11 protein-coding genes and 1 riboswitch are annotated in these 14239 nt (G+C 33.9%); of the genes, 8 read left to right on the forward strand and 3 right to left on the reverse strand.

Annotation, left to right across the window (positions count from 1 at the left end):
* The first annotated feature begins 92 nt into the window (after positions 1 to 92).
* A complete protein-coding gene (locus KMHG_RS10740) occupies positions 93 to 2288 on the forward strand; it encodes a hypothetical protein (RefSeq protein WP_010289438.1) in 2196 nt (731 codons plus the stop codon).
* A gap of 310 nt (positions 2289 to 2598) precedes the next feature.
* On the opposite strand, the gene KMHG_RS10745 is transcribed toward KMHG_RS10740, so the two are convergent.
* Positions 2599 to 3261 carry a hypothetical protein gene (locus tag KMHG_RS10745; RefSeq protein ID WP_010289439.1) on the reverse strand — a complete coding sequence of 221 codons (663 nt, stop codon included), beginning with the start codon at positions 3259 to 3261 and terminating at the stop codon, positions 2599 to 2601.
* 123 nt (positions 3262 to 3384) lie between these two features.
* Between KMHG_RS10745 and KMHG_RS10750 the strand changes: the two genes are divergently transcribed.
* Together KMHG_RS10750 and KMHG_RS10755 are read left to right on the forward strand one after the other, a co-directional pair.
* Positions 3385 to 5046 carry a DUF262 domain-containing protein gene (locus tag KMHG_RS10750; RefSeq protein ID WP_010289440.1) on the forward strand — a complete coding sequence of 554 codons (1662 nt, stop codon included), beginning with the start codon at positions 3385 to 3387 and terminating at the stop codon, positions 5044 to 5046.
* Between the two features lie 267 nt (positions 5047 to 5313).
* Positions 5314 to 5823, forward strand: coding sequence for a YfiT family bacillithiol transferase (locus KMHG_RS10755; protein ID WP_010289441.1), 510 nt, complete (start codon positions 5314 to 5316; stop codon positions 5821 to 5823).
* Positions 5824 to 6000: 177 nt separating this feature from the next.
* On the opposite strand, the gene KMHG_RS10760 is transcribed toward KMHG_RS10755, so the two are convergent.
* Positions 6001 to 6351, reverse strand: a complete 351-nt coding sequence (locus tag KMHG_RS10760) for an FAD-dependent monooxygenase (RefSeq protein WP_010289443.1) — start codon at positions 6349 to 6351, stop codon at positions 6001 to 6003.
* A 486-nt stretch (positions 6352 to 6837) separates the two neighbouring features.
* On the opposite strand from KMHG_RS10760, the gene KMHG_RS19855 reads away from it, so the two are divergent.
* Together KMHG_RS19855 and KMHG_RS10770 are read left to right on the forward strand one after the other, a co-directional pair.
* Positions 6838 to 6987: a YxeA family protein gene (locus KMHG_RS19855; RefSeq protein ID WP_084761525.1), complete on the forward strand. Its 150-nt coding sequence runs from the start codon at positions 6838 to 6840 to the stop codon at positions 6985 to 6987.
* A gap of 132 nt (positions 6988 to 7119) precedes the next feature.
* Positions 7120 to 9747 (forward strand): leucine-rich repeat protein, encoded by a 2628-nt coding sequence (locus tag KMHG_RS10770; protein WP_026022079.1) that lies wholly within the window; start codon positions 7120 to 7122, stop codon positions 9745 to 9747.
* A gap of 45 nt (positions 9748 to 9792) precedes the next feature.
* Here the strand turns inward: KMHG_RS10770 and KMHG_RS10775 are convergent, their stop codons facing one another.
* Positions 9793 to 11088 carry an NCS2 family permease gene (locus KMHG_RS10775; protein ID WP_010289445.1) on the reverse strand — a complete coding sequence of 432 codons (1296 nt, stop codon included), beginning with the start codon at positions 11086 to 11088 and terminating at the stop codon, positions 9793 to 9795.
* A 115-nt stretch (positions 11089 to 11203) separates the two neighbouring features.
* A riboswitch (purine riboswitch) is annotated at positions 11204 to 11304 on the reverse strand.
* A gap of 320 nt (positions 11305 to 11624) precedes the next feature.
* Here KMHG_RS10775 and KMHG_RS10780 point away from each other — a divergent pair.
* From KMHG_RS10780 to KMHG_RS17785, 3 genes are all read left to right on the forward strand, one after another.
* Positions 11625 to 12302 (forward strand): metal-binding protein ZinT, encoded by a 678-nt coding sequence (locus KMHG_RS10780; RefSeq protein ID WP_010289447.1) that lies wholly within the window; start codon positions 11625 to 11627, stop codon positions 12300 to 12302.
* A 151-nt stretch (positions 12303 to 12453) separates the two neighbouring features.
* On the forward strand, positions 12454 to 13842 hold the full coding sequence (locus KMHG_RS18430) for an RDD family protein (protein WP_010289448.1): 1389 nt from the start codon (positions 12454 to 12456) through the stop codon (positions 13840 to 13842).
* A 12-nt stretch (positions 13843 to 13854) separates the two neighbouring features.
* Positions 13855 to 14187 carry a hypothetical protein gene (locus KMHG_RS17785; protein WP_010289450.1) on the forward strand — a complete coding sequence of 111 codons (333 nt, stop codon included), beginning with the start codon at positions 13855 to 13857 and terminating at the stop codon, positions 14185 to 14187.
* Positions 14188 to 14239 lie beyond the last annotated feature (52 nt).

Raw genomic sequence — 14239 nt, forward strand, 5'->3', positions numbered from 1 at the left:
TTAATTAAAATAGGAATTTTAATAAAATTAATCAAAATTTGATAGAAAATTCCTTCAATATATGTAAAAATTTATCTATAAGGAGGGGTAAAATGGAAAAAATAACTGTTGAATTTGAAAATTGTTATGGTATTAAAAAAATGTTGCATGAATTTGATTTTTCTTATGATAGTACAAAGATAATTTATGCCCCCAACGGAGTAATGAAATCATCTTTTGCGAATACATTAGACGATTATATTAAAGGGATTCCTAGTAAAGATAGAGTAAATACAAAATTAGGAAATAAGCGGATTATAAAAAATGAATTAAATGAAGATTTTAATCCGGATTCTATTTTTGTAATTAAACCATTTGAAAAAAGTTTTAAAACTGATAAAATTTCAACTTTATTAGTTAATCAAAAATTAAAAGAAGAATATGATGAAATTTATTCAGGAATTTCTAAAGAAGTAGATGAATTAATTAAAAGGTTGAAAAAAACAGCAGGATTCACAAGTAATTTTGTAAAGAATTTATGTGCTGCATTTAATAAAACTGAAAGAGATTTAGTAAAGTTATTTATAGAACTTGAAGAAAAAATAAATGAGGCACCAAATTGGAATCTTATGGGGATCAAATATAATGATATTTTTGATTCAAAGGTTGAAAGTTTCATTAAAAGTAAAGATTTCCAAAAATACATTCATGATTATCTGAAAAAATACGAAGAATTAGTTAATAAATCGAAATTATTTGAAAAAGGTTTTAATCATAATAATGCGAATGTTATTCAGAAACAATTAAAGGAAAATGGATATTTTAAAGCCAATCATTCTGTTTTATTAAAAATAGATGATAAAAAAGTTGAAATAAATAATTCTATCGATCTTTCAAATAAATTTTTAGAGGAAGAAAATAGGATTTTACAGAATGAAGATTTAAGAAACATCTTCGAAAAAATAGACAAAAAACTCACAAATAAACAGTTAAGAGAATTTAGAGATTTATTATTAGAAAACCCATCATTATTAATAGAATTAGAAAACTTAACTCTTTTAAAACAAAAGTTATGGATAACATATATAGCTGAACATTCTGAACAATATAAAATCATCATTGAAAAATATAAAAATGGACAAGAAAGATTAAAAGACATATCTGAAAAAGCAAAAAAAGAAAGTACGAAATGGGAAGAGGTAGTGTCGATATTTAATAGTAGATTCCATGTACCTTACAAAGTAAGAATTGAAAATAAAGAAGATGCTATTGTAAAAGAAACTACGCCAAATATTCAATATTATTTTAAAGATGATAGTGTGGGTTCTAATATAGTTGAAGAAAATTTACTTTGGGACATATTAAGCCAAGGAGAAAAAAGAACCTTATATCTATTAAATATAATTTTCGAAATGGAATCGAGAAAAGAAGCAGGGGTGCCTACGCTTTTTATAATAGATGATATAGCGGATTCCTTTGATTATAAAAATAAATATGCCATTATTGAATATCTAAATGATATTTCAAAAAATCCATTATTTAAGATGATCATACTCACTCACAATTTTGATTTTTTAAGAACTATCCAAAGCAGAATATGTAAGGAAAAGCATCATAGTACATTTATGGCTTTTAAAGAAGAAAATGAAATAACATTAGAGCCTTGGAAATATAATTATATAAATAATCCCTTGAAAAATTGGAAAAAATATTTAAATGAGGATGCAAAACTTATAGCATCTATTACTTTTGCAAGAAATTTAGCTGAGTATATTGATGATAAACAAAGTGTTAATATACTTACATCAATATTACATATTAAGGCTACTACTAAGGATTTAGATATTGAGGATTTAGAAAAAATTTATTGTGATATATTTAAAGAATTTAAAGGGATTAATAGAGAGAATAAAAAACAAAAAGTATATGATTTAATTTTAGAAACAACGTCAAAGATAATAACTAATGGAATGGAGAAAATAAATTTAGAGGAAAAAATTGTATTGTCTATTGCGATTAGATTATTGGCTGAAGAATATATGATTTCTAAAATAAATGATGAAGTCTTTGTATCTCAAATTGAAAAATATCAGACTGCTACTCTGTATGAACGATTTAAAGAATTAAAGAATATAGCTGAAAGCGATTTAGATGTTCTTGATAGAGTAATTATTATGACACCGGAAAATATTCATTTAAATTCATTTATGTTTGAGCCTTTATTAGATTTATCCAATTTGCACCTTATAAAATTATTTGAAGACATATCAGAATTAAAAAACCAGTTAGAAGTCTCAAATCTCACTTGAGTTTTGGAAGGTTATATGTAAAGAATTGGACACTTATGTTATATACCTAGCGATACTTTTTTCTCAATTAAAGACAGGGGGAATAAAAAAAGAAGATGATAATTCATCTTCTAAAATCGCTCTTACAACGCATATTTTTAATGTATCGTAGCTAAAGTCGTAGCTAACGAATTGTTATTGCATTAATTACCGCTCCTAAACGTTGATATAACAACATTCCTAAAAGAAGCGGTTTAACTCCCGCCGTCTCCATATTAAAAAAAGGTGCCGACATTCCTACTACTATAGGATGCTGGCACCTTTTTAAATTTTAATGGAGATATTTTCTTCTATTTGTGGAAAAACGCTTTTTCGTTAACACAAGTGTAAATAGTAAGAACAGTTCAAATAGATTGGTGATTGCATTACTTGGTACATTCATTGGTATTGCGCTACCGATTGTCATAACTACTACACCGACGAGCATCCACCACCATTTCAATCGTTTGAATAAAGTAACCGCTGCAATGAGTAAAGCTACGAGCACAACTAAAATCATCAACGGTGGGCCTGATGATGTTGCGACAGATGAATAGCTTAACGCACCGTATTCAAGTTTTGGTGCAATGTTAAGGCTTTTTAACTCTGTTATAAATTCTATAGAGACCGCACTTAAAAATAACAACACGGAAACGATGGTAGTAATTTTCGACGTCGCCCAAGGAACGCCAGCTTCTCGCAAAATCGCCATTGAAAATATAATTAATAGCGGTGTGCATAAGGCATGTAACCAAAAGCGTAGGAAATTTAGCGATTCTAAAAAGTCACCTTCTCCTAAAATGAGGCCGATGCTAATAATGAAATTATCATATACTAATGCAAACAGAACAAGAAGGAGTACACTCGATAAACGAAATTTTGTATGTTGTTTCCATAAAAATACGATAAGTGCTAAATACGCTACTGCGAATAGGAAAAATATAATAGAATCCATATTCTTCACCCCCTTTACATATATGCTGTACCCATAATTTGTCCTTTTTAAGTGAAATACTAGATCTATTGCTAGATATTATATAAAATTATTGTAGAACCTAAATAGATAGGAAGTTTTGATATGACAATTAAAAGCTACAATTTTTACTCAGTCGAAAAATATTTAATGTCTAATACATATTATGTACCAGATTATCAAAGGGAATATTCTTGGGTGAAGGATGAACAAATTCAAGATTTTTGGGTAGATTTGTTAGACTTAATCGAAAACGAACGTGATAATCACTTCTTCGGACAGATTGTCGTTCATGAAGATATGGAAACAAGAAGAAAATATATTATTGATGGTCAGCAACGTTCTTCAACGTCTGTGATTTTCATGGCAGTCATGCTGAAGCTATTTGACGAAATCTACAACGAAACAGGTAAAGAAGCTGCACGTAATAAAGTAGAAGATATTCGTATCCGTATCATTGGCCGCTGGAGTGAGGAAGAGAATGATTTAAAATTCCACATGGGTAAAGTAGACAATGAATTTTTCCGTACGCACATACAGCGTAATAAGCCATTTGAACAAGAAGTAGTGGAAGATTCTCATAAACGTATTAAAGAAGCATATAAGTTTTTCTATGATGAATTGTCAGAACAACTAAATGCGGTAGATGGAGCCGAAAAATATAGCTTATTATTAAAATACTATAATGCATTCAAAGATAATTTCTCTGTTATGTATGTAGAAACAGATGATATGAATGAAGCATTTATTATTTTTGAAACGTTAAATGCACGTGGGAAGGCACTTGAAACAGCCGACTTACTGAAAAATCATCTTTTCAAAACGTCAAGCAGCCAAATTGAAGATGTGAAAAATAAATGGTTACAAATTCAAAACAATGCAGAGGGAATTGATTTAACGAAATTCATTCGTACTTATTGGAACTCACAATATCCATTTACAAGGGAAAAAGATCTATATAAAAAGCTAAAAGATGTTGTGGCAAGACCAAAAGATTGTGTAGACTTCGTTGAAGCATTATTGAGTAGCTTAGATCTTTATAAAGTATTAAAAGATCCTGAAGATGAGACATACTTTAATAGTAAAGCGATTGAAAAGCATATCTTAAATTTAAATATTTTCGGCGCGAGCACATATTTCCCAGTTGTTTTAGCAATGAATAGTAAAAACTACGAGGAATCGGATATTAAGCAAGTGTTAGCTGCAATTGAGAGCTTTATTTTTAGAAATTGTATTATCGCAGGGAAAGTTGCAAATAAATATGAACTTTTATTCGCAAAAGTAGCGCAAGAAATCAGTCAAAAACAATTAGATGTAGCACAGATCTTAGATATGTTAAAGCCCGAAATGCTAACAGATGAAGAATTTAAAAATTATTTTGCAGTTGCTGAAATTAAGAAGTCACCAGTTGCGAAGCTCGTTTTAAGAAAGATTGCAGATCATCAGCAAAAAGAAGTGATCATCAATCCTAATAATAAAGATGTTCACTTAGAACACATTATGCCTAAGAAATTAGGAGAATGGAAAATTTCTGAGGAACTACATCAAAAATATTTAAATCGCATTGGGAATTTAACGTTATTAGCGGATGAATATAATACATCAATTAAAAATAAGCTCATTAAAGAAAAATCTGCAACGTATCAAGTTTCGAAAATTGAAATGACGAAGTCACTGGCAAATCTTGATGATTGGACTGTTTCAAGAATTGAGGAACGTCAACTTGAGCTATATAAAGTAGCTAAAGATGTTTGGCCAATGTTTTAAGATAACATAATCAACGTAAATAAATGCAAATAGATGTTAAAGACACTTGGAATCTCAAGTGTCTTTTTTAGTACCATAATTTTGTATACATGACGCAACCTCAACTCGGCAGATTGTCGTAATTAGCAATCAAACATCTTAGTTTTGATTAAAAATGCTAATTGTCAGTTGATTTTAGATTGAGTAGCTATACAAAATGATTGACGGTGTTTCATTGTTGGTTCATAATGGTAAAAATTCAAATAATTAAAGGAGTGAAGACTAACGATGGACGTAAAATACCCGATTGGTCAACTTCAAGTTCCTGAAACAGTAACATTAGAAAATATTTATGAATGGCTAAAAGAAATTGAAACTTATTCTATTCGATTAAGAGAAACTGTCGATTCATTAAGTGATGAGGAATTAAACAAAAAGTATCGCGAAGGTAGCTGGACAGTTCGCCAACTTGTTCATCATATTGCAGATTCTCAATTGAATATGTTTCAACGTTTGAAGTTGGCTTTAACAGATGACAATCCAACAGTACCAGCTTTTGATCAAGAAAAGTGGGCTATTCAGCCGGATACAAACCTTCCTGTAGAAAGTTCTATAAAAATATTAGAAGGTATCAATGAACGCATCGTATTTTTAGGGCAGCATTTAACCGAAGATCAATTAACTCGAACTTTTACACATCAGGAAAACGGTGTAATAACAGTTGCAGAAAAAGTTGCAAAATTAGCTTGGCATGAAGAGCATCACTTAGCACATATTAAAATTGCATTGTCAAAATAGAGGATTTATTAAATGGTTTATTGAATGTTGATAATCCAATTTTTTTATAATAGTGTTTGTCCCAATATTAGGGCTCGTATGGGTGTATTTTGCTAGCAAAAATAAACGATATGTAAAACAATAATAAAAAGCACATCATTCTTTCTATGCGAAAGACGTGATGTGCTTTTGTTTGTACTAGTTGGTTTCCGTCGTCACGACAGGAGGAGCGGGTGTTGTTTCTGTCGCTTCTCCTTGACGATAATATGCATATTTTTCTTGTATGAATAAAATCGCGATGCCGCGGTCTTCTTGCCAAATTTGTTGCCCAAATTTGTTGACGTACATTATCTCTGCAGTCGGAATACTAATTTTCTCAAGCTCTTCGGCTAACCCTAAATCTGTTAAGACGCGGACAGAGTGTGGTAATAAGTTAGTATCTACACCTAGCGCCTTAATCGTTTGTACGCTTTCAAATACTTTTACATCGATACCCGCACGATGTAATTTTAGTGCTGTGACGAGACCGCCAATGCCGCTCCCCGACAATCATAACTGTTTTAATTGTTGCCAATAGAAATCTCTCTAAAAATGATAGGATAATCTATATTTTATGATTATTCTGAATATTCTAAATATTCTAATGTTGTTGCGCATATTTACGTCAATAGCTAGGTCTGATTAGAAATTAACAGAAATGTTTTTGAAATAGAGAAAAAGCGTAATACAGTGATTCATTTTAGAGGCATTTATAAATAGAGCAAGCCTTTTATCGTGAGTCATTATCATCTAACTAGTGTGCACAAGTAAAATGATTATGGTATAATTTTACATTATGGTAATATTGTCAAATGAGGAAGAAGGTTTTATAAAATGGAAGAAAAAAAGTCTATCAGTAAAACGACCATTGCGTCTTACGTTTTTTTAGCTTTAGGTACAATTTTATGGATACTGAAATATACGATGTAATAGCATTGGAAAGTGAGAGATGATTCGAGAAAAACTCGAATCATCTCTTTTTTATATACATGACTCATACATGAAGCGGTATGGAAATTCACAGCGGTTGATTCATTAAAACAAGGTGCGTACTTAAAGCTATCAAAGAAAAGTAAATATATTGAAAGTTGGACAGAAGTAGACGAAAAACAAGTACCAGAAGATACACTGCTACACTTAACATAAGTGATAAAGGTAGACATTCTATGTAGGTGACTACCTTTTTTTAGTGCTATTTACACTCAATCAATATACTCATTCTATTCAAATAGCGTCATGATACACTTTTGAAGGAACAAATAGAGAGGAAGATGAAAGATGAAAAGATGGATAATGGTGCTTGTGTTGCTGCTACTTGGCTGTCTATATCCACAACTACGTGTAGAAGCTGCAAATCCGCCTGAAGTATATCAAACCGACCAGTTTGAATATACGATTGCCGACGATGGAATTAGTATTTCCAAATATATCGGTCAAAGTACAGATGTTGTGATTCCGCGTCAAATTGACGGCAAGGACGTGACGAAAATTGGTGGGTATGCATTTGAAGGGTTAAAGACGCTAAATACAGTGACATTACCAGATAGTGTTGTAAAGATTGGGAGTAATAGTTTTAGCGGTACAAGTATAAAAGAAATTCGGTTATCAAAAAATTTAAAAGTCATCGGTGATGAAGCATTTAAATATGCACACATTGAAAAAATTGATTTTCCTGCGTCACTTGAAACAATTGAGCGCTATGCATTTAATCAGGCATACATTTCACAAATGACGTTTCAACCGACGACGCAATTAACGATTAAGGAAGGTGCCTTCTATAATGCTAAATTCACATCACTCGTATTGCCAGAAGGTTTAACGGACATTGGGGAGATTGCGTTCTATCATATAGAACAATTGAAAGAAGTTGTCTTTCCGACGACGCTGCGTACGATTGAGCGCAGTGCCTTTAGTCAAAGTGGTCTTGAAAAAATGACATTACCAGCAGGCGTTCAAGTAATTGGGAAAAACGCTTTTGAGGATAATGCATTGGAAACGTTGACGTTGCCAAAAACGGTAACGTCGATTGGGAAAAATGCCTTTAATGGAAATGCATTAAAAACGGTGGATATTCAAGGGCCATTAACAACAATTCCTGAGTTTGCTTTTAATGACAATGATATTCAAACGTTAACGCTGCCAAATACATTAGAAACAATTGAAGAAGGCGCGTTTATGTCGAATGCTTTGGAAAATGTACAATTACCAAATTCATTAAAAATAATCAACAAGCGTGCATTTGCGTATAACGAACTGACACAATTAAACATGCCAACATCACTTGAAACAATCGGCATGGAGGCATTTTCGAATAATGCATTAAAAGAAGTAGTAATTCCGAATCACGTAACAGCGGTTGGTATCGGTGCTTTTGCGCACAATTATATTAAACAATTTTCATTACCTGATAACATGACAGTTATTCCAGCGCGCTTGTTCCAAGAAAATCTTATCGGCGAAATCGTATTAAATGACCGTATCGAATCTGTCGGTGATCGTGCATTTTATAACAATAACATTCAGCAAGTTACAGTTGGTCAAAAAACGACGGACATTGGTGCAGAAGCATTTGCGCACAATAAGGTGAACAAGGTGCAGTTGAAAGCTGTTCAAAACATTGGCAAACAAGCTTTCATGCACAACGCATTGCGTGAAGTGACATTGTCAGCAGGAATTGAAACGATTCAGAGTCAAGCATTTGCGGAAAATTGGATTAATGAGATGCTATTGCCTGTTTCTTTACGTGACGTCGCACAAGACTTTTTAGGGAATGCGAATACGCAAGTTGAAACATCATCTAATGAGTATCGCCTTCTTTGGAATGGGCTCTATACGGATAAAGCGTTAACGAATGCGTGGAGCGGTCAGCCAGGTGTAACGGTATATACGAAGTGGCATCGCATTCCTTATTTTTCTCAAGTGAAAAATGCGTACGTGCCACAAGGGTCAACAATTGATTTAGCGAGTTACGTAAAGGCATATGATGAAGTCGATGGCGACATTACAAATCGTCTTCGTATTAAAGGAACTGTCGATACGAAGACGATTGGCACATACCCTGTCACTTATATAGTGACATCAAGTACGGGCTATGAAGCGACGTATGAAGTGATGTTCAAAGTGACGAAAAATGCGAAACCGGTCATTGAAGGATTGACAGAACAGACCGTTGCTATTGGAGAGAAATTGTATCCGAGAAGAAATGTCACGATTTATGATGAAGAAGATGGAGACTTATTGCAGTTTGCGCAAATTGATATCCCGTCTACGAAATTCCCAGGACGTTTTAATATGAACTATGAAGTGACAGATTCCAATCAAAATACGACGACGTTTACCCGTGTCGTTTATGTTATGCCGAATCGTGTGACGAATGTGGAGACGACAAGTTTTGCGAAGTCATTAGACGTATATTGGGATGCGCAACAGCGTGTGACGGGTTATAAAGTGTACGTATATGATGGGAAAGGTAAGTTATTGCGTACAGAAAAAACATCGCTTAATGGTATTTCATTAACGAAATTAAAAGCTGGCACGAACTATCGTATTAAAGTACGTTCATATGTGCGAACATCTGATAAAACGTTGTTAAGTGATTACAGTAAAGTCGTATCAACGATCACATTGCCACAAAAGCCAACATTGACGTTGAAACCGATTTCGAAAGGTTTTAAAGCAAGTTGGACGAAAAGTACGACCGCAACGAAATACAAATTATCATATAGTTTGAAAAAAGATTTTAAAGATGTAACGACTGTGACGACTTCATCAAAAACAGTCGCTAAAAATGTGAAAAACTTGAAAAAAGGCAAAACGTATTACGTCCGTGTTCGAGCTGTGCAAACGTTTAACAATAAGCAATATTACAGCACGTATAGTACGGTGAAAAAAATAAAAGTTCAATAAAAAAACTCGGCACCCACGATGGGTGTCGAGTTTTTTCGTTCCTCATTATACGATAAATGCAAAGTAGATAAGGAATAGTAAGCAAAGGATGTACATCACTGGGTGTACTTCTTTGAAACGTTTTTGAGCCATTAGGCAGATTGGATAAAATACGAAACCTAAACCAATACCGATGGCAACACTAGATGTTAAAGGCATCATAATAATGGTTAAAAATGCTGGAATAACGATTTCTAGTTTTGTCCATTGGATTTTGCGGATTTCCATTGCCATTAACGCACCAACGATAATTAATGCAGCTGAAGTAACTTCAACTGAAATAACGTTAACAAGTGGTGAGAAGAATAATGCAATTAAGAAACAAGCGGCGATAACAACGCCTGTGAAACCAGTACGGCCACCGACACCGATACCTGCTGAAGATTCTACGCTTGTTGCAGGTGTTGATGTACCAAGGATAGCACCGATTACACCAGCAGTAGAGTCAGCTAATAAACCTTTACCGATATTCGGGATTTTGTTGTCTTTCATCATACCCGCTTGGCTAGTTAAACCGATTAACGCACCAGCAGTATCGAAGAAAGCAACGATTAAGAATGTGAAAATAACTGTAATTGTTTGAACGTTGAAGACGTCACCTAAGTGATTGAAAACAACACCGAATGTTGGTTCAAGACTTGGGATACTACCAACGATTGAAGAAGGTACTTCAATTAAGCCACAGATCATACCAACGATTGTTGTAATCACCATTGCGTAGAAAATACCGCCGTTAATACCGCGTACTAACATGACGATCGTTAACACTAAACCTAAAATCGCAAGTAATGTCATTGGTGAAGTTAAGTCACCGATTGAAACGAATGTTGATTCATTCCCAACGATAATGCCACCATTTTTTAAACCGATGAAAGTAATGAAGAAACCAATACCAGCAGCGATTGCGTATTTTAAATCTTGTGGAATAATGTTGATAATTTTTTCACGGATTTTAAATAAGCTTAACAGTGTGAAAATGACACCAGCGATGAATACGCCAGTTAACGTAACTTGCCAATCGATTCCCATACCGATACATACAGAGAACGTAAAGAATGAGTTTAAACCCATACTAGGCGCAATCGCGATTGGGAAGTTCGCTAAAATCGCCATTAATAAAGTACCGATGATAGCTGTTAGTGCAGTGGCTGTGAAGACAGCGCCTTGATCCATACCAGATTGGCTTAAGATCAATGGATTGACGATAAGAATATAAGCGATTGATAAGAAGGTAGTAATACCCGCTAATGTTTCTTGCTTATAGCTCGTATTCCGTTCTGCAAATTTGAAAAAGTTTTTCATGATCTAATCTCCTATTTGCTCATATTAAGATCGACAGGGAATGTCTTTATAACAAAAAAACTTTGACCGGTAGTGTTGGCCAAAGTTTTTTCTACAAAAACAGAATATAAGAATCCTTATAATCCCATTTCCTTGTAGACAAGCTATTATTGGTAGCTGGTAGAAACTTTCAAGCCATATTCTTGAAATTATACAAGGTATTTATCTTTTATTTTCTGAAACGATAGATGAATAATACCGCTTTTCAAAATATAGGTCAATGGTATAATTTCCTAAAGAAAAAATATAAAATTTCTAAAAAATAAGATAATATAAGGTTTTCTTTCACAAAAGAAAATAATGGGAAAATGATCGTGTAAAAAGTGTAAAAAACAAATATTTTATATGAAATTTAAGCAAAATGTACGTTTTTTGAGAAAGTGAGAAATTTGTCGAATTTTTTTATCAAGTATGTTTTTTTATTTTGACTATTTACAAATCGTAATCATTACGATATATTACAAAACGTAATCATTACTATTTAAGGAGATGGCAATATGAAGAAATGGACACTTTCACTAGGAGCACTTGCATTATCACTTTCACTTGTAGCATGCGGAGAGGAAGAAACAGAAACGAAAGAGACAACATCTGCTGCCGAAACGAAAAAAGAAACGACAACTGAAACGAAGGAAGTCGAAAAAACTGCAGCGAATGGCTACTTCGAAGATCAAGACGTAGAAGAACGCCCATTAACGAACTGGGAAAATGAATGGCAGTCTGTTTATCCGTATTTACAAGATGGTACATTAGATGAAGTATTTGAACATAAGGCAAAAGATGGCGATAAAACGGCTGCTGAATACAAAGAATACTATGAAGTTGGTTATGAAACAGATGTCACGAAAATTGATATTACTGCTGAGACGATTACATTCCATAAAGGAAAAGAGAAAGTAACAGGTACATATGAAGCGGACGGTTATGAAATTTTAACGTATGAGAAAGGAAATCGTGGCGTACGTTATATTTTCAAACAAGTAGATCCAAAGTCGACAGCACCGAAATACGTACAATTTAGTGATCACATTATTAAAGATGAAACATCGCATCACTTCCATATTTATATGGGAGACGATCGTACGAAGTTATTAGAAGAACTTGAAAACTGGCCAACATATTACCCTGCAACGTTGTCAGGACATGATATCGCGCATGAAATGATTGCGCACTAATAAAAAACGTCTCGCATTATGCGGGACGTTTTATTTTGCTATTTTTTACTGTTTTTAAGTATTAAAACGCTTTTATGTTACTTAAGTATCATTTTTGGATATGGTGATATGGTATATTTGGATTGAATTATAAGCTGTGAGGAGGGATTGAATGAAATGTCCAAGTTGTGAGGCACCCACTAATCAACATGCTAACTTTTGTGCGAGTTGTGGACAACCGCTACAGCAATCGACAGCTGCGCTTGACCGTACTTACGCCTCTTTTGGCAAACGGCTCGGTGCGTATGTAATTGACTCCGTGATTATTGCTATTCCAGGTATTATGCTAAACGGCATACTAGACATGTTTTATGTGTCGATGTTTATCGTATCGATGCTCTATTTCACCATCATGGAGCAAACATCGCAACGTGCAACGCTCGGTAAAAAATGGCTACACGTCGTCGTTGTAGATGAACAAGGCGGAACGATTACGGTCGGTCAATCGCTTATGCGGAATTTTGTGAAGACGATTTTTGCTTACGGGGGATTTGTAGCATTGTTTACGAAAAAGAATCAAGCATTGCACGATTTTTTACCGAAAACATATGTGTTGGATACAGCGACACATGCTGTTGCTGCACCGAAGACAGCTTCGACACAACAAAGTGTTGTTGCTGAGACGCAAGCACCTGTTCAAAAAGTATCATCAACAGATCATACGAAAGATGTGAACTTTGGGGAGATTTCTCGCAAAGTAAAAAAAGGTTTATCAAATATGCCAGGTATTACGATTATGAACGATGCTGTTATGAGTCTTTCAGGTGTTCGTAAACAGATGGAATATTTAAAGGAAGAACCGAAAGAGCCGATTAACTGGCTTCAATATTATGAATGTCTTGCGACGTATGACAAAATGAAACTTGGTGTTAGTTGGTTTAGACTCGTTACAAATCCAGCAAGCTTTGTCATTTCAAAAGGTATTTCAACGGGGCTGAATGTTGCTGATGATGAATATGAAAAATTTGATCCAATTAGCTGTTTGAAAAAGGCTGTTGTGCTCAGTCATGAAAAAATAAAAGTAGGCCCGTATGAACCTTTTGATATTGCGATTTTAGCGAAAGCATATTTTTATTTAGGCATTAATGAAGAAGATGTTACGAAAAAAACGAATTACGTAAAAAAATCGATTCAATATTTATCGAAAGCAATTGAATTAGAGAAAAAGCAACGTTTCAAAGCGGAGTACTTTTTCTATTTAGGCCAATTTTATGGCGCCGTACCAAATGAAAAGTTACGAGTGAAATCGTTGAATCTATCTCGTAAATTAGGTTTTGTACCAGCTTGTGACGTATTAAAGCAAATGTTTCGTGATAAAGGAATGCCAGAAGATGAAATTAAATATATTGAAATTCCGCTAGGCGAGACACATATTGATACGTTCCGCCTGACATACAAGCCAAAATTAGAGAAGAAATTAGAAAATCTTGTGGACGGTGTCGTGAAAGGGCAGAAAGAAAAATTTGTGAAAACAAAACAAACATTACAAAGTATGAAATAGGAGGCTAGATGAATGGAACCAATCGATTTTGATCCTTTTGTAGATTTAGATTTAGACGGTGATGGTGTCGTTGAAGATGTCGAATTAAAATTTCATGAGTTAGAAGCAGGTAATGGCTTTAACTTAGATGACCTTAATCATAATGGTATTTTAGATAAGTTTGAAAATGATTTAAATATGAATGGCGTGCCAGATACATTTGAAGTAGACTTCAATCAAAATTCAGTGCTAGACGTTGAAGAAACGGTCATTGTCGGTACGAGAGTGGACGTAGATTTAGATGGCGATGGGCTTGTTGATGAGACAGACATCGTGATGACGAAATATTTCTTTACAGAAGAATAGTGGGAGAGGCGCTTAGTCATAGGCTAGGCGCTTTTTTGTTACAATCATGTTG

The sequence above is a fragment of the Kurthia massiliensis genome (genome assembly GCF_000285555.1).
GTDB lineage: Bacteria > Bacillota > Bacilli > Bacillales_A > Planococcaceae > Kurthia > Kurthia massiliensis.

Excerpts from the sequence above, each read along its gene's own strand:
- KMHG_RS10740 (WP_010289438.1), top strand. The coding sequence starts at position 93 with ATGGAAAAAATAACTGTTGAATTTGAAAATTGTTATGGTATTAAAAAA.
- KMHG_RS10780 (WP_010289447.1), top strand. The coding sequence starts at position 11,625 with ATGAAGAAATGGACACTTTCACTAGGAGCACTTGCATTATCACTTTCA.
- KMHG_RS18430 (WP_010289448.1), top strand. The coding sequence starts at position 12,454 with ATGAAATGTCCAAGTTGTGAGGCACCCACTAATCAACATGCTAACTTT.
- KMHG_RS10745 (WP_010289439.1), bottom strand. The coding sequence starts at position 3,261 with ATGGATTCTATTATATTTTTCCTATTCGCAGTAGCGTATTTAGCACTT.
- KMHG_RS10755 (WP_010289441.1), top strand. The coding sequence starts at position 5,314 with ATGGACGTAAAATACCCGATTGGTCAACTTCAAGTTCCTGAAACAGTA.
- KMHG_RS10750 (WP_010289440.1), top strand. The coding sequence starts at position 3,385 with ATGACAATTAAAAGCTACAATTTTTACTCAGTCGAAAAATATTTAATG.
- KMHG_RS10775 (WP_010289445.1), bottom strand. The coding sequence starts at position 11,088 with ATGAAAAACTTTTTCAAATTTGCAGAACGGAATACGAGCTATAAGCAA.
- KMHG_RS10770 (WP_026022079.1), top strand. The coding sequence starts at position 7,120 with ATGAAAAGATGGATAATGGTGCTTGTGTTGCTGCTACTTGGCTGTCTA.
- KMHG_RS17785 (WP_010289450.1), top strand. The coding sequence starts at position 13,855 with ATGGAACCAATCGATTTTGATCCTTTTGTAGATTTAGATTTAGACGGT.